Origin of the sequence: Methylobacterium sp. Leaf91 (assembly GCF_001422815.1) — a bacterium.
GTDB lineage: Bacteria > Pseudomonadota > Alphaproteobacteria > Rhizobiales > Beijerinckiaceae > Methylobacterium.
Genome location: NZ_LMMP01000017.1, coordinates 44,320 through 64,534, shown reverse-complemented (window position 1 = coordinate 64,534; position 20,215 = coordinate 44,320). Strand labels below are relative to the sequence as shown.

21 protein-coding genes and 2 pseudogenes are annotated in these 20,215 nt (G+C 62.4%); 15 read left to right on the top strand and 8 right to left on the bottom strand.

Annotated features, from left to right (window positions below; translation table 11 throughout):
* From ASF32_RS25780 to ASF32_RS13950, 3 genes and pseudogenes are all read left to right on the top strand, one after another.
* Positions 1 to 300: pseudogene (locus ASF32_RS25780) on the top strand (tail fiber protein); the annotation flags it as partial.
* Between the two features lie 68 nt (positions 301 to 368).
* Complete coding sequence (locus tag ASF32_RS13955; protein WP_056429426.1) at positions 369 to 3,218, top strand: hypothetical protein; 2,850 nt, start codon at positions 369 to 371, stop codon at positions 3,216 to 3,218.
* Between the two features lie 8 nt (positions 3,219 to 3,226).
* A complete protein-coding gene (locus ASF32_RS13950; RefSeq protein WP_056429424.1) occupies positions 3,227 to 4,057 on the top strand; it encodes a hypothetical protein in 831 nt (276 codons plus the stop codon).
* Between the two features lie 587 nt (positions 4,058 to 4,644).
* Here ASF32_RS13950 and ASF32_RS25380 read toward each other — a convergent pair.
* Both ASF32_RS25380 and ASF32_RS13945 read right to left on the bottom strand, forming a co-directional pair.
* Complete coding sequence (locus tag ASF32_RS25380; protein ID WP_156467821.1) at positions 4,645 to 4,935, bottom strand: hypothetical protein; 291 nt, start codon at positions 4,933 to 4,935, stop codon at positions 4,645 to 4,647.
* A gap of 94 nt (positions 4,936 to 5,029) precedes the next feature.
* Positions 5,030 to 5,278, bottom strand: a complete 249-nt coding sequence (locus ASF32_RS13945) for a hypothetical protein (RefSeq protein ID WP_056429421.1) — start codon at positions 5,276 to 5,278, stop codon at positions 5,030 to 5,032.
* Between ASF32_RS13945 and ASF32_RS13940 the strand changes: the two genes are divergently transcribed.
* The 5 genes from ASF32_RS13940 (at position 5,277) to ASF32_RS26875 (ending at position 9,682) form a co-directional block, all read left to right on the top strand.
* Positions 5,277 to 5,939: a lysozyme gene (locus ASF32_RS13940; protein WP_244483645.1), complete on the top strand. Its 663-nt coding sequence runs from the start codon at positions 5,277 to 5,279 to the stop codon at positions 5,937 to 5,939. The genes ASF32_RS13945 and ASF32_RS13940 overlap by 2 nt on opposite strands.
* Positions 5,940 to 5,942: 3 nt before the next feature.
* Complete coding sequence (locus ASF32_RS13935) at positions 5,943 to 6,359, top strand: 3TM-type holin (protein WP_056429419.1); 417 nt, start codon at positions 5,943 to 5,945, stop codon at positions 6,357 to 6,359.
* Between the two features lie 93 nt (positions 6,360 to 6,452).
* Positions 6,453 to 6,812, top strand: a complete 360-nt coding sequence (locus ASF32_RS13930) for a hypothetical protein (RefSeq protein WP_056429417.1) — start codon at positions 6,453 to 6,455, stop codon at positions 6,810 to 6,812.
* Positions 6,813 to 7,298: 486 nt separating this feature from the next.
* Positions 7,299 to 7,790 carry a toxin-activating lysine-acyltransferase gene (locus tag ASF32_RS13925; RefSeq protein ID WP_244483646.1) on the top strand — a complete coding sequence of 164 codons (492 nt, stop codon included), beginning with the start codon at positions 7,299 to 7,301 and terminating at the stop codon, positions 7,788 to 7,790.
* A gap of 314 nt (positions 7,791 to 8,104) precedes the next feature.
* Complete coding sequence (locus ASF32_RS26875; RefSeq protein ID WP_156467820.1) at positions 8,105 to 9,682, top strand: calcium-binding protein; 1,578 nt, start codon at positions 8,105 to 8,107, stop codon at positions 9,680 to 9,682.
* Positions 9,683 to 9,754: 72 nt separating this feature from the next.
* Here ASF32_RS26875 and ASF32_RS13915 read toward each other — a convergent pair whose 3' ends face one another.
* Both ASF32_RS13915 and ASF32_RS13910 read right to left on the bottom strand, forming a co-directional pair.
* Positions 9,755 to 10,009, bottom strand: coding sequence for a hypothetical protein (locus tag ASF32_RS13915; protein WP_056429413.1), 255 nt, complete (start codon positions 10,007 to 10,009; stop codon positions 9,755 to 9,757).
* 11 nt (positions 10,010 to 10,020) lie between these two features.
* Positions 10,021 to 10,269 carry a hypothetical protein gene (locus ASF32_RS13910; RefSeq protein ID WP_056429411.1) on the bottom strand — a complete coding sequence of 83 codons (249 nt, stop codon included), beginning with the start codon at positions 10,267 to 10,269 and terminating at the stop codon, positions 10,021 to 10,023.
* Positions 10,270 to 10,366: 97 nt separating this feature from the next.
* On the opposite strand from ASF32_RS13910, the gene umuD reads away from it, so the two are divergent.
* From umuD to ASF32_RS26510, 3 genes and pseudogenes are all read left to right on the top strand, one after another.
* Positions 10,367 to 10,822 carry a translesion error-prone DNA polymerase V autoproteolytic subunit gene (umuD, locus tag ASF32_RS13905; RefSeq protein WP_056429408.1) on the top strand — a complete coding sequence of 152 codons (456 nt, stop codon included), beginning with the start codon at positions 10,367 to 10,369 and terminating at the stop codon, positions 10,820 to 10,822.
* Positions 10,819 to 11,361: pseudogene (locus ASF32_RS26515) on the top strand (Y-family DNA polymerase); the annotation flags it as partial. The gene umuD and the pseudogene ASF32_RS26515, both read left to right, overlap by 4 nt.
* 1 nt (position 11,362) lies before the next feature.
* Positions 11,363 to 12,211: DUF4113 domain-containing protein (locus tag ASF32_RS26510; protein ID WP_244483644.1), on the top strand; the 849-nt coding region annotated here is incomplete at its 5' end.
* A gap of 281 nt (positions 12,212 to 12,492) precedes the next feature.
* Here ASF32_RS26510 and ASF32_RS25370 read toward each other — a convergent pair.
* The 4 genes from ASF32_RS25370 to ASF32_RS13885 all read right to left on the bottom strand — a co-directional run bounded on the left by ASF32_RS25370 (position 12,493) and on the right by ASF32_RS13885 (position 15,884).
* Positions 12,493 to 13,605, bottom strand: coding sequence for a hypothetical protein (locus tag ASF32_RS25370; RefSeq protein WP_156467819.1), 1,113 nt, complete (start codon positions 13,603 to 13,605; stop codon positions 12,493 to 12,495).
* Positions 13,606 to 14,241: 636 nt separating this feature from the next.
* Complete coding sequence (locus tag ASF32_RS13895; RefSeq protein ID WP_056429406.1) at positions 14,242 to 14,859, bottom strand: PRC-barrel domain-containing protein; 618 nt, start codon at positions 14,857 to 14,859, stop codon at positions 14,242 to 14,244.
* A gap of 117 nt (positions 14,860 to 14,976) precedes the next feature.
* Positions 14,977 to 15,180 (bottom strand): hypothetical protein, encoded by a 204-nt coding sequence (locus ASF32_RS13890; protein ID WP_056429404.1) that lies wholly within the window; start codon positions 15,178 to 15,180, stop codon positions 14,977 to 14,979.
* 77 nt (positions 15,181 to 15,257) lie between these two features.
* Positions 15,258 to 15,884, bottom strand: coding sequence for an acyl-homoserine-lactone synthase (locus ASF32_RS13885; protein WP_056429403.1), 627 nt, complete (start codon positions 15,882 to 15,884; stop codon positions 15,258 to 15,260).
* A 323-nt stretch (positions 15,885 to 16,207) separates the two neighbouring features.
* Here ASF32_RS13885 and ASF32_RS13880 point away from each other — a divergent pair, with 323 nt between their 5' ends.
* The 4 genes from ASF32_RS13880 to ASF32_RS13865 all read left to right on the top strand — a co-directional run bounded on the left by ASF32_RS13880 (position 16,208) and on the right by ASF32_RS13865 (position 20,163).
* Positions 16,208 to 17,125: a branched-chain amino acid ABC transporter permease gene (locus tag ASF32_RS13880; RefSeq protein ID WP_056429449.1), complete on the top strand. Its 918-nt coding sequence runs from the start codon at positions 16,208 to 16,210 to the stop codon at positions 17,123 to 17,125.
* A gap of 25 nt (positions 17,126 to 17,150) precedes the next feature.
* The gene (gene livM / locus ASF32_RS13875) at positions 17,151 to 18,479 is read left to right on the top strand and encodes a high-affinity branched-chain amino acid ABC transporter permease LivM (protein ID WP_056429447.1); all 1,329 of its coding nucleotides are present in this window, start codon (positions 17,151 to 17,153) and stop codon (positions 18,477 to 18,479) included.
* Between the two features lie 104 nt (positions 18,480 to 18,583).
* Complete coding sequence (locus ASF32_RS13870) at positions 18,584 to 19,396, top strand: ABC transporter ATP-binding protein (RefSeq protein WP_056429444.1); 813 nt, start codon at positions 18,584 to 18,586, stop codon at positions 19,394 to 19,396.
* On the top strand, positions 19,393 to 20,163 hold the full coding sequence (locus ASF32_RS13865; protein ID WP_056429401.1) for an ABC transporter ATP-binding protein: 771 nt from the start codon (positions 19,393 to 19,395) through the stop codon (positions 20,161 to 20,163). The genes ASF32_RS13870 and ASF32_RS13865 overlap by 4 nt, the downstream gene beginning before the upstream one ends.
* Positions 20,164 to 20,215: the final 52 nt, after the last annotated feature.

Here is a 20,215-nt window from a genome sequence, read left to right as displayed (position 1 = left end):
GGCAACGATATCTTCGGGGCCATCGCGATCGGCAGCAACGGTGCAAACGGGAGCACCGATGCGGGCGGGTCTCACACCCACTCGGTGACCATCAACGCGGGCGGCGATCACCAGCACAGGTTCACGACCGATAGCGCTGGCGGGCACACCCACACGATCCCGAACGCCCCGAACCACGCCCACACCATCACGGCGGCTGCGGACCACACCCACACGCTGAGCCTCAACGACGCCGGCTCGGGTGCTGCGCACGCGAACATGCCTCCCGGCGCCGTCGTCGCCTTCGCCATCAAAACCTGACCCCACCCCTGTCCGCCACCACGCTTCGCCTCGTCTGGGGCCGCTTTTGCACGTCTGGAGATGCCCCGATGGGTGCGACGAACTGGTCTCGAACCCCCGAGGAGAACGGGTTCGCCGACTCCCTGATCGCGGCCAACGACGGGGCCTCGTCGCGCGAGTTCGCCCGATCGATCCGCGCCACGATGTCGGGGGTCCGTAAGCTGGCGGACGACCAGGGCGGCGCGCTGAAGTCGTCCGGGACTGGTAACACCTATCGCATCCGAACCTATTCCGGACTCGTCGAGGTACGAGCCGGCGTCTCGTTCGCCTTTGTCCCCCATCAGGGAAACACCGGCCCGGTCGCCCTCGAGGTCGACGGCCTGGGGTCCATGCCGCTTCTCAGCCGTGACGGCAGTCCCGTGCCTGCCGGCTACATCCGTGAAGGCCAGATCGTCCGCGTCTTCTACGACGACGCCTCGGATGCCTGGCGCGTCGAGGGCCTCGGCGGTGTCGCGAACGTCGACCTCGTTCCCTCGCCTGAGAACACCCTAAAGGGCAATGCCGGCGATGGCACCGACGACTTGCCGGCCTCGACCGTGCGGTCCCTGCTCGACCTGGACCGCGTTCCGAATAAATCCGAGGAGGACCTTCTCGCGTCCGGGCCTGTCGCGGAGGAGTTCGCGAAGCGGGCCTCCCTCGATGCCGTCGATCAGGCCCGTGCGGCAGCCATCGAGGCCGTCCGAGGAGGCGCACCGAGCTCGGCGGACACCCTGTCGAAGCTCAACGCCCTCGTCGGCGCCAAGGCAACCCCGGAACAGGTGGATGCAGCCAAGGCGGACGCCATCGCTGCCGTCCGGGGCTCTGAGCCGGGTGTTCCCGGCACGCTGAGCGAGCTGAACACCCGCAAGGCCGACCGCGCCGAACTCGCCAGCCTCAACGCCGAGGTCGGTGGCGCCGTGTCCGAGGCCAAGGCCGCCGCCGGCCGCTCGGAAATGGCGGCCGTCGCTGCCGCCCTCAATGGCCCGATCTACGAGACGCAGGCCGCTGGTGAAGCGGCAACCGCCACCGGTGTCGACTTCAAATGCTACGGGCCGGCCCCGTACAAGGAGGTGCAGTTCCGACGCCGCACCGCATCCGGGTCCGATCCGATCACCGCGACGGTGGCAAGCCTGCGCGTTGCTGATGTCGAGACATCCGCGGCGACGTCGACGACGCGTCTGAACGAGATCGCGGCCGAGCCGGTCAAAGAGCTCGCGATCTACTTCTTCGGCTACAAGAGCTTCGACGTGTCCGGGAACTCCCCGGCGGTGATCCTGCGCCAGGTCGATGACGTGGGGAACGTCACCTTAGGTCCGATCGATCCGCTCGCGCCCGTGAGCGCCCGGCTCGATACGCTGGCCGAGAAGGTCAGCGATAGTTTCTATTGGTTCGGCGCCAAAGACGTCCTCGCGACCGATCTTCAGCCGAACGGCAAGGCGATCCTGCTGTCGATCGTCGACGCGAACGGCGTGCCCGATGTCGGCGTGACGCTGGAGCGCGAATGGCGCGCAGGCGTGATGGGCGGCGATGCCTATGCGTTCGACAAGGATGGCAGGAAGGTTCGGCTGACGGCGACCGGGGATGTTCTCGGTGCCAGGATACGCGGCGCGTCGATCGAGTACGACCGGGCCATCTCCGGGCCGGGCTCGCGGGTGTCGGCCAAGCTGTATGCGACGACCTCGATCTCGACGGCGGCGACCGAGCTCGTCGTCGATGTCGGTCTGAGCCAGTCGCTCGGCGTCGGCAACTCCGGCATTCCGGTGCTGACCACGGGGCCGGTCTTTCCCGGCCGCGCGCTGATGTGGAACGCGGGCGTGCTGACCTACGGCACCGATCACAACAGTGTCTATCTCACCAACGGCGTGCCCAACGCGCCGCTGCCGGACGCCAATATCGAGACCATCGTCGACTGCTACGAGCAGCACAGCGAGACCTACATGTCCGCCGTCGCCGAGTACGTGACGCGGCCGGGCAAGCTGCCGGCGACCAGTGTCACGCTCGAAGGCGCCTACGGCATCGGCGGTGTGGCCATCGACAAGCTCCAGGAGGGCATGTTCCCCTTCGAGAACGCGGTGAAGGCCGTTCAGCGCGCCTCTCTGATCGCGCAGATCCTCGGGCTTACGCTGCGCGTGCGACTGCGGCTCGTGCACGGCGAGAGCAACGTCAACAGCGACCTGGCCTACTACAAGGGTCAGCTCGTCTTGATGCAGGACCGTTTCCAGGCGCGCGTCCGTGCCGTCACCGGCAATCCGTTGCAGGTCGTGCCGATGTTCATCTGCCAGATGAACTCCTGGACACGCTCGGGGACCATCCGAAGCGCCATCCCCCTGGCCCAGCATCAGGCCGCCTTGGAGAACCCCGGCAGGATCATCCTCGTCGGTTCCAAATACGCCTTCCCCTATGCCGACACGCAGCACCTGACGTCCGTTGGGTACAACAAGAACGGCGCTCAGCACGGCTACGTCTCGGACCTGTACGACAAGGGCGGCAACACCATGCCGCCGGATGCCGTCTCGGCGGTCGTGACCGGCACATCGCTCGCAATCACCTTCCGCGATCTCCCCGGCACCTTCCAGATCGACCGCACCAACATCGTGGACCCCGGCAACGACGGCGTGGTCTGGGGCGACGACAAGAACGGGTCGGTCGTGTCGCTGGTCCAGGGATCGGCGGTCCATGTCGCGGGAACCCGGACCGTCACCTATCAGCTCTCGGCCGTCCCGACCGGGACGAACCCGTTCCTCGAGATCGGGCTCCTCGGCGTCCTCGATGCCCCCGCCGGGGCCGCGACCGGACCGCGTACCTGCTTCCGCTACGACACCGGCGAGCTCGACCGGTTCGGCGAGCCGCTCGCGCGCTACGTCGTCGCCCACAAAATCCCTGTCACCATCAACTCGTAGGCCGCATCATGAGCGTCAAACCGACCCCTCTCCGCAAGCAGGACGCTGCGGGCGTCAGTGATATCGTGGGCGCGAAGACCGTGTCCTGGGACGAGGCCGACAAGTTCTTCGGCCGCCTCGCGAACGGCATCCATGAGTGCAACGTGGATTATATGGCGGCGGGCGCCAATGGCGGGCCGACGGGCCGTTGCAAGGTCTCGGGCTCGACGATGACCACGTCCGCGAAAGGCGTGACGCTGCTCAAGTCCGACCCGATCTTCAACGGGCACAGCTCGCTGGTCTTCGACGGCTCGATCGGCGAAAGCCTCCAGTTCGACAAGAAGGACGCGGTCGGGTCGTTCACCCAGATCCTGGTCCTCTCGCTCGATCCGGAGATGTACGCGCCGACCAATACCAGCTTCAAGTACATCTCGACGGTCTATGACGTCGGCACCGACGGATACAATTGGCGCCACTCCATCAGGAACGTGGGGGGCGTGACGCGTCAGCAGTTCGTTGTCGGCTCGGCGAGCGTCAACACCAACGATGTCCAAGCGGTCCCAGGCGCAGGCGTCGCGCATATTCATATCGTGTCGCACGACAACGTGGGTCACACCTCCCGGATCGCGATCAACGATCCGTCCGTGTTCAAGAACGCCACCCACACCGCGTTGACCGTCTCCGCGAACGATCTCTGGTCGGTGGGAGGCGGCCTGAACGACAACAACGGCGCCGTGTTCAAGGGCCGGCTCGCCAATCAGATCATCGTCGACGAGGCGATGCATCTCAGCCCGGAGAAGTGGGCTTCGCTCGTCACCTGGTCGGGGCTGCTCCGTCCTCGCTACGGCATCACCCTCTGATCGCGTAGCGCGCCCTCGCTCGTCCGTCCGCCGCCTCTGGGCGGTTTTTTTATGCCCGCCTCCTGGAGTTCTACATGACCTCGTCCACCGACGCGGGCGCTTTCGCACGCCTGGACCGCGATCGCTTCGCCTTCTCGAAGACTGTCCTAAGAAAGTCGGGCTTTAACGTCGACGGCAGGCGTCGTAACGAAAAAACGGGCCGAATGTCCTGCACGAACACCCGACCCGCTGTCGCCTCGTTTGCTCGTTGGGGTAGCGCACGAGACGACGCTTCTCAGTACCCACGTGATCTGAGGACGGTCAACGCCTGCGGCTAAGCCAGCTGGAGCAACAATGTTCAGAGTGCTGCCCAACACTCGCCTCGTGCAGCCTCAATCGTCGCGCACCAACCTTCGCGTATGACCAGCTCGTCTAGGTAGACCGCATATCGCCACCCCCCCTCCCGAGCAGGCCATATGGAGGCATTGACAGTGCCACCCGCGGGTAAGGGGATTTCGAAATATATCAGCCGAAAATCAGACGGTATTTCGTCCTCATCACGCATCCCTGCCGTTCTGCCCCGCCCCGCCTCCGTATCTGGCAAAGCCTTAAACTTTAACCGGTTTCTTCAACGGACGTGGCGCAATATTCGGCACCGATCCGGTGATGACGGGATCGTAGTCGATCGTCTTCTTCGCAGCCAAATGAGCCATAGCATTGCGATCAAATCCCGCCCACGGTGACGGTGCTGCTAAAGTATATAGCCCTGCAATTGATGCCATGACTTTGATGCCAAGCCAGAGATGGCGCGGCAGAGCGGACAAGGTTAATTCGGGAAGCATTATTCTAAAATCCCGAGGCAAAGCCGCCTCGAATTGGATCTTAGGCAAAAGTTTCAACAAACTACATCGAATTTGGCGAGTACAGTTAAGGCCGCGGCAACCATAACTGGCCTTCGCCTCGGGCGTTGAGCGAGGCCGTCACCTCGCAGGATCAGGCCACCAGCCAACTGCCAAGGGACACAGCACCAAAGACCATGGCAGCGAGCCCAGCGGCTTCAACACCGACTAAAAAGCTCAGCACAGCGACTGTTCGTAAGCGGTCCACAAAGCCATCGACAAAATGCTCTTCCGGCCCTGGCAAGTGCCCATTGTCGAAGTGCTGCATCTTGATTTTGGCCTCGGTCAGGAAAGCCGACCGTACGCAGTTAATTTTGTATTCACCAATCAGGAGACTACGCATGGCCGCGTCTGCCATCATGACGCCGCTTGGCCTTGCCGCGCTTAAATCGCGCGAAGGCGAGCGGCTGACCGCGTACCGCGATTCCGTCGGCGTCTGGACGATCAGCGTCGGCATCACCTCGGCCTCGGGCCTCATCAAGGTGACGCCTGGGCTGACGATCACGAAGGCGCAGAGCGATGCGTTGTTCGCGAAAGGCGTCGCTCAGTATGCGGGCCCGGTCTCGGCGGCCGTGAAGGTGCCGCTCGCCGACCACCAGTTCGACGCCCTCGTGTCGCTCTGCTTCAACATCGGGGCGCCGTCTTTCGCGAAGTCGACCATCGTGCGCCGCCTCAACGCTGGCGACTATGCCGGGGCGGCCGAGGCGATCCTGATGTGGAACAAGCCGGCGGTGATCATCCCGCGCCGGCAGGCCGAGTACGATCAGTTCCGCACACCCTACTCGGTGAAGCTGCCGAGTCAGGTTCGCGGTGGCGCACCGATCAAAACCGGATCAAGTTCTAGTCCGGCTCCGGCGCCCGCTAAGCCGTTGGCGGATAAGGCCCCGGCCGCGCCCGTGGCCCAGCCGATCAAAACCCCATCAAAAGTAGGCCAGCCCGCCCCGCTCGGGTTCTGGGCCAGCCTCTTCGCGGCCCTCCGCACCAACATGGCGAAAGGAGCCTGACCCATGGGCGCCCTCATCACGATTATCCCGATGCTGCTTCAGTTCCTCGGCCCCGCCCTGGAAAAGGTCATCCCCGACGCCGGCAAGCGCGCCGAGGTCCAGGCCGAGTTCCAGAAGGCCGTGCTCGACAACCAAACCGCGCTGAACCAGGCCATGGCGAGCGTCATGACCGCCGACGCCGCTTCCGAGGGCTGGCTCTCCCGCAACGCCCGGCCGATGGTCGTGGTCTGGGGCCTCTTCATGGTGACCTACGTCGGCGTGATCTCGCCGATGCTGGGCCTACAGAAAGAGGTCATTGCGGCGCTCTCTGCCACGCCGGACAACCTCTGGAACCTGATCTCGATCGGCATCGGCGGGTTCATTCTCGCTCGCACCGTCGAGAAGGGAATCGCGGCGATTACCCCGAAGGCCGCCAAGTAGCAGGACCCTCGACCCCTCCCCTCAAGAGGGGGGAGGGTTGCTCCAGCGCAGCCGGAACACCGGCGCGCCACCGCGCCCGTGGGGGCTTGCATCATGGACACCTCGTTCCTCTCGGGCGGCCCCATCACGTGGGCTGCCCTCTTCGCGTTCGCGCTGTTCCTGGTGGCGGTGCTGAAGGCGGTCGATTGGATCGCTGGCAAGCTCAAGACGCGGGAGAAGGAGGCCGTCAGCCCCCTGGTGCTCGACCTCGCCTCGGTGAAGCTGAACGTCGAACGTCAGGGTGACGCCCTGAACGCCTTCAAGGTCGAAGTCGCACAGAAATACGTGACCGGCGACGTCATCACCCGCCTCGAGGGACGGATCGACGGCATGGTGTCCTCGGTGCGGGAAGAGATGCGCGCGACGCGTTCCGAGCTGCTCGATGCGGTGCTCCACGGACGGCCGCCGAGGTAGCTGTCCCCGCTATCCATAGTCCTGTATGACCGCCCCTGACCCGCCCGGCTCCCGCCGCGGCGGGTTTTTTCATGTCTCTGGGCCTTCGAGGGGCAGTCGCGATATCGACGACTTCATTGGTATATGCGCGCCCAGCTGTTCTCGACGATCCCATCCTCTTCGCCCCAGCAACCGAGAATGGCGAGCTCCGCAGCCAGCTAGCCGAAGCGCAGGGCCAGTGTGTCGAGTTGGCGGTAGATGTCGGCGAGCTACACCCCGAGGTCGAGTCTCTGCGACAGCAGTGAGGTGAGGTCAGGGCAGAGCGGGACGTCCAGTATCCTGAAGTCCGTCAGATGGGGGCAAGACAGATCGTTGTTGCACCCCCGTAAAGCCAGAGTCCGGTAACGCTTAATTAATCATATTAGCGCGAATTTAGGCGGCATTTCTCTGAGTCGTAATCTTCCGAACACTCGAAACCCTGCTGCATCATGAGGACGTCAGTTGACCGTGAAAGCGCTTCCGCCCGTATTGCGTCTGTTCCGGCCGGATAAGCCTGCCATCGCCCTTGGGCTCGCAGTTAGCCACCTTATGCTGAAGCCGGCCTTCGCTAATCTGCGGTTCGGTGATTGGTCACGCATTCTCGTGGGCCAGATCAATCGGGGCCATTACTGCTTTGCTGTCGATGAAGCGGGACAGATACAAGGCTTTGTGGGCTGGGCGCTGACAAATCGCGACAAAGCGGAGGCCTGGGTCGAGGGCCGGGGCGCGTTGTCCTATGATGATAGTTTGGCGGGAGATTGCCTCGTTTTCAACGCTTGGTCAGCGAATTCTACTCGCGTGCACCGGTTCCTCGTTGACGAAGCACGCAAACTGATTAGCGACAAGCAGACTCTGTACTTCAAGCGTCATTATCCGAACGGTACAACGCGCCCTGTTCGCTTGACTGTGAATGATTTTGTTGAGGAGCATATTAGTCGTTCTAAAACCGCGGATCTATAATTTGCTTTGTCGTTTATTTGGGAAGGTATTTCATAGCAAATAAGCAATAGAATGGATTTATATGTCATTATATATATGTATTTGTCACGATAGCACGTTTGCAGCTCACTCTTCTGGCCCTCGACTAAAATCCAAATTGCGGTAAGCTGGCTTGGTAAATAGTGCTCGATTTTTACTTTAAACTGACGCGCGTAAACGATGGTTACAGAAAATTCAACTTTTAAGTTTATATATAACCTTAGAGCAGCAAGTATCAGGGGATTAGTGATATTATGGCGACTATAAAGTACACCCTCGGTGGCAGCTACGACGGGTTGAACAGTGATGACGCAATTTTAGTCAATGGACCAATTGATTTAATAGCTCAACAGATTGTCTCTATTGCCATTCAGGGCGAAAACTTTGTTCTTTCAAATGGTTCAGCTGACTCGCCGCTGGCTACGAACGCACCAATTGCCGAGCAGCAGCTGCTTAGCTCTTCACAAGATGGATTATATGTCGACTTTTCTGATATCTTAGGCCCGCTAGATCTTGATGGCGGGGAGCAGGGGGACGTACTTCTTGCTGGTTCCGGAGATGACAATCTAAAGGGCGGCGGCGGGAACGACTTACTTCAGGGCGCTTCCGGCGATGACTCGCTAAAAGGCGGCGGCGGTGATGACATTTTAGAAGGTGGGCTAGGATCCAATACTATCCAAGGGGGCGGGGATAACGATACCGTCAGCTATGAGCACTTCGATTCACCCTTTGAAATTGTGCCCGGCCGCTTGTTGGGCGTCATTGTCGATCTGAGAAGTGGTTCGGGCTCAGATAATCAAGGGATTTTCTTGAGCGATGCCTTGACCGATATTTCAAATATTCGAGGAAGCATCTATGAAGATGAATTGTATGGTGACGATAACGGAAACGTTATTGAAGGTGGCGCAGGTGCTGACACTATTGCTGGTGGTAACGGTATCGATACGATAAGTTACGCACATTCTACGCAAGGCGTGACAGTCAATTTGTTCCTCGGAATTGCCTCCGGTGGCGATGCTCAGGGGGACACTTTCAGTGGTATGGAAGGTCTTATCGGCAGTGAGAAGGCCGACACCCTCACAGGTGACAACAACGTCAACATCCTGACAGGCCTAGCCGGGAACGATATTCTGCGTAGCATGGGCGGTGCCGACACCCTCAATGGCGGCCTTGGCAACGACCAGCTGATCATCACCGATGGTGGATCGAGTGTTCATGGCGGTGGGGGCACCGACAAGCTACTGCTGCAAAGCTCGGACACCTTCACATTCACCGGCGACACTTTTGATAGCATCGAGTCGGTCTATGTCTCCAAAGGAGCGTCGCTTGACCTGTCGGCCATCACCTCGGGTGTGAGCATCTCATCGCAGAGCATGATTGGCGCGTCCTCGACGATCACGGGCACGCAGGGCGCTGACACCATCTTTTCAGGCAAGGGCACCGACACGGTCAATGGTGGCGCCGGTGATGACGTCATCAGAGGCGGAAGCGGATACGCGGTGCTGTTTGGAGATAATGGCATCGACACTATCCGAGCCGGCGCAAATGGCGCGACGATGGACGGCGGCGTAGGCGGCGATCGCCTCTATGGCGGCGCAGCGTCGGACGCGTTCGTGTTTGGAGCCGATATTGGGCAGGACAACGTCTACAATTTCCAGTCTGGAAGTGATCATCTCGACGTTTCCGCCCTCGTCGATAGCTTCCTCGATGTGAACACCCGTGTGCTGAATGGCGGGAAGGACACCCTGGTCACGTTCGATGGGGTGGATCCGGCGATCAAGTTCGTCCTGCGTGGGGTATCGAGCGTGCAGGAAAGCGACTTCGATTTCGGGACGCAGCCTACGGCGCTGGTTCATCACGACTGGGCCGTTTAGCTGAAGACCAGACGCCGAACCCGCCATCACTAAAGCCCGGCCGCCGTCATGGCGCGCCGGGCTTTTTCGCGTTTAGGCCGCCTCGAGGCTCTCGGCGAAATCGTCCGGGATCTCGCCGAATTGGCCGAGGATCGCCACGCTTTCCAATTCGCCGGTCTCGTCGTCGGCCATGACTTTGATCGCGGCGGTGCCCGGCATCCGACCTGCCATCGCCTCGGCCTTCTTCAACGCACCGAACTCTGTGGGTGCAAGCTCGCGGTCGCCGGGTACCAGGCGCTTCCGCTTGATGGTGAAAGTCTGCACCAGGAACGTCGTCTTGATTGCCATCTCGCGTCTCCTCACGCTGCCATCGGGACGTTGACCACGTCCGTAAATCCAAGGGTCATCACGTGCCGGCCCGCGGCGTCGTGAACGTCGACGACCCAATCCGACCAGTCGAGATTGCGCCCGGTTAGCTCCATGACCTGCCATGCGGCTCGCTCGGCGTGGTGCCAGAGCAGGCCGGTGTTCGGCAGCTTCACACCCGTCTCGTCGATGATCGCGGTGTGTCCGTCGGTGCAGTGAAATCGGTATGTCTGGCGCGCCATCCACAGCTCTCCACAGGCTTGAACAGGCCGCCTGCGGTTAAGATTGACCTGGAACCGTCGGCCTGTTTGTTCTCTTTTCGTTCTAACGGAGAGGGCCATGGGCGTCTATCGAATCGACGAGCTGACGCCGGGCGGTACCGACGTTGTCCACATCCCCATCATGGGTCCGACGCTGTGCGCCGGCTTCCCCTCGCCAGCTGACGACTTCCTCGAAGGCTCGCTCGAACTGCCGCGCTGGCTGGCACCAAACCCACCGGCCACCTTCGCCTGGAACATCTCAGGCGATTCGATGCAGGCGGCCGGGATCTTTGATCGCGACCTTGCCGTGGTCGATCGGAGCCTGAAGCCGTCGCACGGCAGCGTCGTGGTCGCGGCAATCGACGGGCAAATGTCGATCAAGCGGTTCCTGGTCGATGGGAACGTCGCGCGGCTATCGTTCGAGAACCCGGACCTGCCGGCCTTCGCCGTTGAGGAGGCCGGCGAGGCCGAAATCTGGGGCGTGGTACGCTTCTCGATCCGCTGGCACATCGCCCGGGCCGGCCTAGTTCGATGAGCCGTGCCATCGCGCTGATCGACGGCAACAGCTTCTATTGCTCCTGCGAGCGGGTGTTCGACCCGAAGCTCGCTCGCGTCCCGGTGATCGTACTGTCCAACAACGATGGCTGCGCGGTGGCCCGCACCGCCGAGGCCAAGGCGCTCGGGATCAAGATGGGCGAGCCCTGGTTCAAGATCCGCGACCTTTGCAAGCGCGAGGGCGTGCGAGCGTTCTCATCCAACTACACACTCTATGGCGACATGAGTGCCCGGGCGAACGCGGTCTATCGCGACTTCTCGCCGACGGTGGAAATCTATTCCATTGACGAGAGCTTCCTCGACCTGTCCGACGTGCGCGAGGATCGACGCCTCGAGCTCGCGCGTGACCTGCGTGCGACGGTGCGCGCCTGGACCGGCATTCCGACATGCGTGGGGATCGGGCCAACGAAGACGCTGGCGAAGCTCGCCAACCACATCGCCAAGACGATTCCGGATCTCGGCGGGGTGTGTGACCTCTCGGACGAGGACGAGCGGGCGGCTTGGCTCTGTCGCATCCACNAAGCTCGCCAACCACATCGCCAAGACGATTCCGGATCTCGGCGGGGTGTGTGACCTCTCGGACGAGGACGAGCGGGCGGCTTGGCTCTGTCGCATCCACGTCGGCGAGGTCTGGGGGATCGGTCGTGCCTCGCTGGCGAAGCTGGAAGCCATGGGTGTCGATTCCATCGCCGATCTGCGCGACCTCGACCCGCGTCCGGTCCGCAAGGCGATGACGGTGGTTGGCGAGCGCATCATCCATGAGCTGCGCGGCGTGTGCTGCTTACCGCTCGAACTGATGCCGGCCCAGCGGAAGGGCTGCGCCGTTACCCGCTCGTTCTCCAGCCGGATCGAGGACCGGGCGACGATGGAGCAGGCGGTGGCGGCCCACGCGACCCGGCTCGGCGAGAAACTGCGCCGGGGTGGGCTCGGCACGACCCACGTCTCGGTTTTCTATCACACATCCGAGCACGACCGCGGCGACCCGATGCGCTCAGTCTCGACGACGATCACCCTGCCCGAAGCGACGAATGACACGCTGGCGCTGATCAAAGCGGCGCGCGAAGGCGTGGCCCGCACCTGGCGCGAAGCTCCGGGCGAACGGCCGTGGCGCTACAGCAAGGCTGGCGTCATCACCACCGACCTCAAGCTGCTGGAGGACTCCCAGCGCGCCCTGATTGGCCAGCTCGACCGTGAGCGCAGCGCTCCGCTGATGGCGGCGATGGACGAGTGCAATCGGCGCTTCGGCCGCGGTGCCGTCGTGCCGGCCCGGGCGGGCCTTGAAAAAAAGAGGACCTGGTCGACGAAGTTCGAGATGCGGAGTCCACGCTACACCACGCAGGTGTCAGAGCTGCCGACGGCCCACGCCTAATGCTACAGACAGCAAACTCAACTCGCTACCGACTATAACGAGAGGGAATATCGAGCATGGGACGCTAATGGAGATTCAAATCTTTGATAATAGGCCGCTCATGCCTGAGGAACGACGCATGAATTAGACCTAGACGGATCCCTAATTACTTTAAGATCTGGGGGAGAGCGAATAGCATACACGGACTACTGCCAGAGAAATATAAAAATCAGCCAAAAGGGTGTCAAAGTATATTGAACAAGTAGAACATTGTATCGTATTATTTATAATTTCTCGATGCGTCATATTGTTGTTGGACAGTGTCTCCCACGGAAGCGCTGCTCATCGGGGAATCGTTGACTGTGCAGAGCTAAAAGTTCGGCAAGCCTAATGTCGTTAATGGCCGCCGCGCATCGAATCGCATTCTCTAGAGCGGGCCTGAGTTCCGGTTCACGCTGAGCTGCCGAAATTAGCAGCGCGCAGCCTTCTGCGCTGCGTCCCTCCTTCCAACATGCCATTCCCAAGCGATACAACGCTTGCCCTGACAATGCTGAGTGATCTACCAACTTTTCTAGCTCAGCTAACTCTGCAAACTGGCCAGCGGCATACATCGTATTTATTTGCCGCGACTGCTGTTGGACATTCACTCGAACGTGTTGGGACTTCAGTATGCCAGAGTTTCGGATAAAATCGATAATTTCTGTGGCAAAGTCGCGATATTGAACGGCCTTAAAATGAGCCGAGTCATTTCCCCATCTTTCTTCAGGTATATCCCGTAATGGAAGAACTAATGCATCGTGAGGCTGAATAAGTGCACGTTCATAGCGTCGTGCGCGATCAGCTCTTTCGGAATCCTCGCCATATGCGCTGTACGGGAAATTGATGAAAACAATTGCAGCAACAGGCGCTACCGCACGAAAATGGGCGAGCAAACGCGACATGTTGCCGGCCCCCTCCTCCCCGCTTAACAGTTGACCAAGTGTCCAGCCGGGGTGGTCGTCTTGCCAGAGCACGAAACTACCAGCGCGTTCGTCCTCCAATTTTCGGCATAAACGCGCACCTAAATCGACATGATTATCTACGATGATGAGGTCAGGTTGGCTCTCAAGCGCCGAGGGAAAGGGAACGAATACGTCTAGGGCATGCCCGCCAATGCTCAATCGATCCTGATTTAGTATAATCTGTTCAACTGATTCCTCAAGGGTCGATGCCGTAGTCGGCTTTTTGTAAAATGTTTCTTTCAAAACATCTAAACTATATTCTGTCCAATTGTTTTCTATAAATCGACCAATATAAGCATCAGATCGCACGTGATAGACGCTGGATATAATTTCAGCGTGCAACTCTTTGATGATTTGATTGCCAACTATTCTTGATAAACATGATCCAAACGTAGCTAGTCGCAGATATTGCATCAAAATTATACTCCTACTTGAAATCAATTTATCTTATTGGCTAGGCACCTGGGTCTTATGGGATGTATGCCAGTGCACGCATAAGCCGCCTCGGAGAAGTATCCTGATGTTAGTCTGGCTGAGCCAACGGGCCACCTGCCCATAAGGAGCCGGGTCAGTTAACAACATAACGATGGCTATGCCTATGGCTCGAGTCGAGTCGCTCGTGCTGAAGTCGCGGGCCATCCGATGGGGATATGCGCCTTGGCGGGCAGCATCGACGCGGCGAAAAGCGTTTGGCAAACCGGCTCTAAGTCATTGATATTTCGATCACGCCAAACAAGCGGTTTTGCAAAAATATCGTTTATTTTCAACGTTTACGTCTAGCTTGAGGTGCTAGTCCTGCAAGGGGTGGAGGTTCGAGTCCTCTTGGCCGCACCAACTCAATCGAGTTGTTGTACCCCGAAGCGTCTGATCCCGGAGACGGCCACGAGGCCGGATGGGATCGTCGAGCGATCATCAAGAAGAGTGTCGTCGGGTTCGGATCTCGGGTTCAGGCCGGAGGTCTGGAATGCGCATCCGGCCGCAAGCTCCGCAGCCCAGGTTCGATGCGGGCGGATCGCGGCCGCTCCCGAACCACGCGCCCGGCACGCCTCCTCACTCCGCCTTCTGCGTCGGGTAGGTGAAGACCGGCGCGGCTTGCAATTCCGCTTTCGTCTGGCGGATCTCCGCCTCGATCGGCTCGCCGACATGGACGCTCGCCCGGCCCTTCGTGGCTTCGGTCGTGGTGGCGGCGCCCGCGGGGCCGGTGGCCTGGTCGGTATCGCCGGTATTCTCCGCCTTGAGGACGGCATCGCCGGATTTCGCGCCCGGCATGGTCTCGGGTGTCACTTTGGCGGCTCGAGCCTCGGAGGGGGCGTCCTTCGGCTTGACGATGGACGGGTCCGGAAGCTCTCCGGCCTTGGCGTTGGTGTTCCACGCCATCTGGTCGAAGGCCACCGCGACCCGCTTGCCGCCCACACCGAGGAAGCCGCCGACATCGATCACCACCGCCTGGATGCGACCGTTCCCGTCCACCAGCACGTCCTCGATGGTGCCGACCTTGACATGATCCTGGCCCACGACGCGCAGGCCGATGACCTTGGACGCCTTGAAGCTCCCCAGCGGGGCCTGGGTGAGGAAGGCGGATTGTCCCGTCTGGCCGTCCTGTGCGAGCGCCGGAACCGCCGAGGCGGCGACGATGAGGAGCGCGAGGGTACGGACGAATGCCGGCATGTCGGTTCTTCCAGACGATCGGGAGCGATCTGCTGAACCCTCAACACATGCGGCCGGGTCCTGGTTCACCCCGGCCCGCGCCGTCCGGTCGGCGCGGAGGTCCCGTGGTCGACGGGTTCAGTGGCCGAGCACCGATTGCTGCCCGGTCTGGGTCTCGGCCTCGGTCGCCTTCGCCATGGCGACGCCGATCTCGAAGAGCAGGAGATCGACCAATTGGCGCATCACCAGCGTGCCCGACGTTTCGATGATCTCCCGTGCCGCGATGCAATGTCCTGCCAGCGTCTGGAGGTGATCCTCCCGGTTCACTGCCGATGAGTACATGGGGAGCGCCCTTTTGTTCTGTTGTCGAAGACCCTCGTCTTCGAGGTGTCGTCTGCTGTCTGCCGAGTGGCCGCCGCTCAGGCGGCGAGATAGGCGTAGGACGAGGGTGCGAGCACGGAATCCGGGTTGCCGCTGACGCTGCGCAGGCGCGCGAGGGTGCGCTCGTCGAATTCTGCCGTCGCCGCGATGATGTCCTCGCCGCTGATCGTGTGGGGCAGCCCGAGCGGGCGGGCGCGGAAGTGCAGCTGCACCACGTGCAGCAGATAGAGCGTCGGCATCTGCAGCACGAGGCGGTTCACGCCGTGGTGCATGCCCCATTCGACGATGCCCGTGAGCAGGGCGAGGGAGACCGGGTTGACCACCTTGCCGCGGGCCCTGTGCGAGCGCGCCACGGCCTGCCGCGTCCATTCCCAGCTCCGGGTGCCGCACGGACGTTCGCCCTCGCAGAGCTGTGGCATGATTTCGGACAGAAGGTGCGGCCGCGTCGTCGGCAGAAGCCGGCTATAGCCGATCACCCTGCCATCCTCGATCGCCAGGAAATGGATGGCATGGGGCGTATCGAACTGATCGATCTCGCGGCCATCCGGCCTGGCGAGGTCCGACCAGCCTTTCTCGGTCACGAAAATCTCGTGGCGCAGGCGCCAGGCCTGCTCCATCTCGTCGCGGTAATCGCCCTCGTTGGCGGGGGTGATGATGTGGATCATGCCAGCAACTCCGTCCTCGGCGCATGTCTGGCAGTGCCCGGAAAGGTTGCGTACTACGGGAAACCGTAGGGTCGACGATGGCTCGTCTGGGATGGCCGCGTTGGCGGAGAGCGTTCTTCTTCCCGCATCGAGCATCCGACCTCCGAGAGCGGCGTCATGACGCTGACTGACAATCCCTTCGGACGAGAACGATTCTTGGATTGACCCCGGGGCGTTCTTGCGGACACTCCCCACGCCCGCGCCGATCTCCACGAAGGATGGCGGCGGGCGGCCATCTGGCATGCCATTCGCGCTTCTGGCATGCCATTCGCGAAAGCCCATCAATGGAATTCTTCGCCCAGCAATTCATCAACGGCCTGACCCTCGGGTCAATCTACGGCCTGATCGCCATCGGCTACACGATGGTGTTCGGCATCATCGGCATGGTGAATTTCGCGCATGGCGACGTCTTCATGGTCTCGGCCTTCATCGCGCTCATCGCGTTTCTCATCCTCACCACCTGGCTCGGCCTCTCGTCCGTGGCCCTGGTCTTCCTCATTGTCCTCGTCATCGCCATGGCGCTGACTTCCCTGTGGGGATGGGCGATCGAGCGGATGGCCTACCGGCCCTTGCGCGGGTCGTTTCGCCTCGCGCCGCTGATCTCGGCGATCGGCGTGTCGATCTTCCTGTCGAACTTCGTCCAGGTGGTGCAGGGCGCCCGCAACAAGCCGGTGCCGCCCCTCGTGCGCGACGTGGTCGTGCTCTACCAGAACGAGCAATACACCGTGACCCTGTCCTACAAGCAGGCGATCATCATGATCACCACGGCCGTGCTGCTCGCGGGGTTCTGGTACCTCGTGCAGAAGACGCCGTTCGGCCGGGCGCAGCGCGCCGTGGAGCAGGACCGGCGCATGGCGGCGCTGCTCGGCATCAATGTCGACCGCACCATCTCTCTGACCTTCGTGCTCGGCGCGGCCTTGGCCGCCGTCGCGGGCACGCTCTACCTGCTCTATTACGGCGTGGTCTCGTTCTCGGACGGGTTCGTACCCGGCGTGAAGGCCTTCACCGCCGCCGTGCTCGGCGGCATCGGTTCGCTTCCCGGCGCGGTCATCGGCGGGATCATCATCGGCCTGATCGAGACCTTCTGGTCGGCCTATTTCACCATCGAGTACAAGGATGTGGCCGCGTTCCTCATCCTCATCGTCGTGCTCATCTTCAAGCCTTCGGGCATCCTCGGCCGGCCCGAAGTGGAGAAGGTCTGACGTGGCAACCGGTTCGACCACCCCCATCGCCGCGACCGCCCGCGCCGAGGCGTCTCCCCTGCCCGGCCTGATCAAGGATGCGGGGCTGTTCGCCCTGGTGACGCTGGGCCTGTGTGTGCCCATCGTCAGCTACCGCACCGATCTCGGCCAAGGCATCGGCCTCGTCATCACCACCCGCTGGGGCACCGTGCTCGCCCTCTGCGCCGCCATCTTCGTGCTACGCCTCGTGCAGCAACTCTACCTCACCGGGCGGGCGCGGCGGCGGGCCGCCCGTGCGCCGGTGGTGGAAGGGGCGAGCCGCCTCGCCGCGATCCTCGCGCCCATCACCCTCGTGATCGCCCTCACCTTGCCGCTCCTCGCCACCCTCCTCACAGGGTCCCTCGGCGAGGGCCGCTACTGGATCGATCTCGGCATCCTGATCCTGACCTATGTCATGCTCGGATGGGGGCTCAACATCGTGGTCGGCCTCGCGGGCCTCCTCGACCTCGGCTACGTCGCCTTCTACGCGGTGGGGGCCTATTCCTACGCCCTGCTTTCCACCGTGTTCGGCCTGTCCTTCTGGATCTGCCTGCCCCTGGCCGGCCTGTTCGCCGCCGCCTTCGGTGTACTGCTGGGCTTTCCCGTCCTCAGGCTCCGGGGCGATTACCTCGCGATCGTGACCCTGGCCTTCGGCGAGATCATCCGCCTCGTCCTCATCAACTGGACCGACTTCTCGGGGGGCGCGGCCGGCATTTCCTCGATCCCGCGCGTCAGCTTTTTCGGCCTGCCCTTCACGGCGGGAGAGAACGGCTTCGCCGCCACGTTCGGGCTCAGCTTCAACGCCATGCACAGGCTGGTCTTCCTGTATTACCTGATCCTGGTCCTGGCGCTCGTCACCAACCTCGTGACCTTGCGCATGCGGCGCCTGCCCCTCGGGCGGGCCTGGGAGGCGCTGCGCGAGGACGAGATCGCCTGCCGCTCGCTCGGCATCGACACCACCATCACCAAGCTCACCGCCTTCGCCCTCGGGGCGATGTTCGCGGGCTTCGCCGGATCGTTCTTCGCCGTGCGGCAGGCCTTCGTCTCGCCGGAGAGCTTCAACTTCCTGGAGAGCGCCATCATCCTGGCCATCGTCGTGCTCGGCGGTATGGGCAGCCAGATCGGCGTCGCCATCGCCGCCATCGTCATGATCGGCGGCCCCGAACTCCTGCGCAATCTCGGCTTCCTCAAGGCCGTGTTCGGCGAGGGGTTCGACCCCAACGAGTACCGCCTGCTTCTGTTCGGCCTCGCCATGGTGGCGATGATGGTGTTCCGCCCGCGCGGCCTCATCTCCGAGCGAACGCCCTCCGTCACCATCGCGGAGCGCGGCCGATGACCCTCGCCACAGGCATCAACCGGCTCGCGACGTTGCAGGACGAGCCCCCCGCCGCCATTCCCGGCGGCCCCGCCGATCCGGTGCTAATCGTCGACCACCTGACCATGCGGTTCGGTGGCCTCACCGCCGTCAACGACCTCTCGTTCAAGGTCGGGCGCGGCGACATCACGGCCCTGATCGGTCCCAACGGCGCGGGCAAGACCACGGTCTTCAACTGCATCACTGGCTTCTACAAGCCGAGCGAGGGCATGATCCGCCTGGTGCAGAAGGGCGGCGAGACCTACCTCCTCGAGCGCCTGCCCGGCCATGACGTGAACCGGCTCGCCCGCGTCGCCCGCACCTTCCAGAACATCCGCCTGTTCCCGCGCATGACCGTGCTGGAGAACCTGCTGGTGGCCATGCACAAGCCGCTGATGCGTGCCTCGGGATTCTCGATCCTCGGCATCCTCGGCCTGCCGGCCTATCGCAGCGCCGAGAAGGCGGGAATCGAGAAAGCCGCCGCCTGGCTCGACCGGATCGGCCTCACGGCGCGGGCCGACGATGCCGCCGGCGACCTGCCCTACGGCGATCAGCGCCGGCTCGAAATCGCCAGGGCCATGTGCACCGATCCGGTGCTGCTCTGCCTCGACGAGCCCGCCGCCGGCCTCAACCCGCGCGAATCCTCGGAGCTCAACACCCTGCTGCGACTGATCCGGGACGAGTACGACACCTCCGTCCTCCTCATCGAACACGACATGTCGGTGGTGATGCAGATCTCCGACCGGATCGTCGTGCTCGATTACGGCATCAAGATCGCCGACGGCACGCCCGACGACATCCGCACCGATACCCGCGTCATCGCCGCCTATCTGGGCGTCGACGACGAGGAGGTGGCGGCGGTGGAGGCCGAGGTCGGCCTGACGGGAACGCAAGCATGAGTGTCGCCGGCATCAACGTCCTCGTGGAGGAGACCCGCGCGCTTCAGGCGCCGCTCCTCGATGTGCGTGGCGTCTCTGCCTATTACGGCAGCATCCAGGCCCTGAAAGGCGTCGATCTGCACGTCAAAGAGGGCGAGATCGTCGCCCTGATCGGCGCCAACGGGGCCGGCAAGTCGACCCTGATGATGACGATCTTCGGCCAGCCGCAGGCACGGACCGGCAGCATCACCTATGCGGGCCGCGACATCACCCGCATGGCAACCCACGAGATCGCGCGCCTCAACATCGCCCAGTCGCCGGAAGGGCGGCGCATCTTCTCCCGCATGAGCGTGCGCGAGAACCTGCAGATGGGCGCGGCCCTGCATGGCGGGCGATACTTCGCCGAGGATTTGGAGCGCATGTGCGTCCTGTTCCCGCGCCTGAAGGAGCGGCTCGACCAGCGTGGCGGCACCATGTCCGGCGGCGAACAGCAGATGCTCGCCATCGCCCGCGCCCTGATGAGCCGCCCGCGCCTGCTCATGCTCGACGAGCCGTCGCTCGGCCTCGCCCCGCTCATCGTCAAGCAGATCTTCTCGGCCGTGCGCGACCTCAACGAGCGCGAGGGCCTCACCGTCTTCATCGTCGAGCAGAACGCCTACCACGCCCTCAAGCTGGCCCATCGCGGCTACGTCATGGTGACGGGCGCGGTGACGATGAGCGGCACGGGCCGCGAGCTTCTCGACAACCCGCAGGTGAAGGCCGCCTATCTCGAAGGGGGCCAGCATTGAGCGGGTTGGCAATGACGCCCTCACCCTCTCCCCCATGCGGGAGAGGGTGCCT

Bases quoted from the DNA above. Each gene is read 5' to 3' on its own strand.
- ASF32_RS13955 (WP_056429426.1), top strand. From the start codon at position 369: ATGGGTGCGACGAACTGGTCTCGAACCCCCGAGGAGAACGGGTTCGCC.
- ASF32_RS13950 (WP_056429424.1), top strand. From the start codon at position 3,227: ATGAGCGTCAAACCGACCCCTCTCCGCAAGCAGGACGCTGCGGGCGTC.
- ASF32_RS13940 (WP_244483645.1), top strand. From the start codon at position 5,277: ATGGCCGCGTCTGCCATCATGACGCCGCTTGGCCTTGCCGCGCTTAAA.
- ASF32_RS13945 (WP_056429421.1), bottom strand. From the start codon at position 5,278: ATGCGTAGTCTCCTGATTGGTGAATACAAAATTAACTGCGTACGGTCG.
- ASF32_RS13935 (WP_056429419.1), top strand. From the start codon at position 5,943: ATGGGCGCCCTCATCACGATTATCCCGATGCTGCTTCAGTTCCTCGGC.
- ASF32_RS13930 (WP_056429417.1), top strand. From the start codon at position 6,453: ATGGACACCTCGTTCCTCTCGGGCGGCCCCATCACGTGGGCTGCCCTC.
- ASF32_RS13915 (WP_056429413.1), bottom strand. From the start codon at position 10,009: ATGGCAATCAAGACGACGTTCCTGGTGCAGACTTTCACCATCAAGCGG.
- ASF32_RS13910 (WP_056429411.1), bottom strand. From the start codon at position 10,269: ATGGCGCGCCAGACATACCGATTTCACTGCACCGACGGACACACCGCG.
- umuD (WP_056429408.1), top strand. From the start codon at position 10,367: ATGGGCGTCTATCGAATCGACGAGCTGACGCCGGGCGGTACCGACGTT.
- ASF32_RS25370 (WP_156467819.1), bottom strand. From the start codon at position 13,605: ATGCAATATCTGCGACTAGCTACGTTTGGATCATGTTTATCAAGAATA.
- ASF32_RS13895 (WP_056429406.1), bottom strand. From the start codon at position 14,859: ATGCCGGCATTCGTCCGTACCCTCGCGCTCCTCATCGTCGCCGCCTCG.
- ASF32_RS13890 (WP_056429404.1), bottom strand. From the start codon at position 15,180: ATGTACTCATCGGCAGTGAACCGGGAGGATCACCTCCAGACGCTGGCA.
- ASF32_RS13885 (WP_056429403.1), bottom strand. From the start codon at position 15,884: ATGATCCACATCATCACCCCCGCCAACGAGGGCGATTACCGCGACGAG.
- ASF32_RS13880 (WP_056429449.1), top strand. From the start codon at position 16,208: ATGGAATTCTTCGCCCAGCAATTCATCAACGGCCTGACCCTCGGGTCA.
- ASF32_RS13870 (WP_056429444.1), top strand. From the start codon at position 18,584: ATGCGGTTCGGTGGCCTCACCGCCGTCAACGACCTCTCGTTCAAGGTC.
- ASF32_RS13865 (WP_056429401.1), top strand. From the start codon at position 19,393: ATGAGTGTCGCCGGCATCAACGTCCTCGTGGAGGAGACCCGCGCGCTT.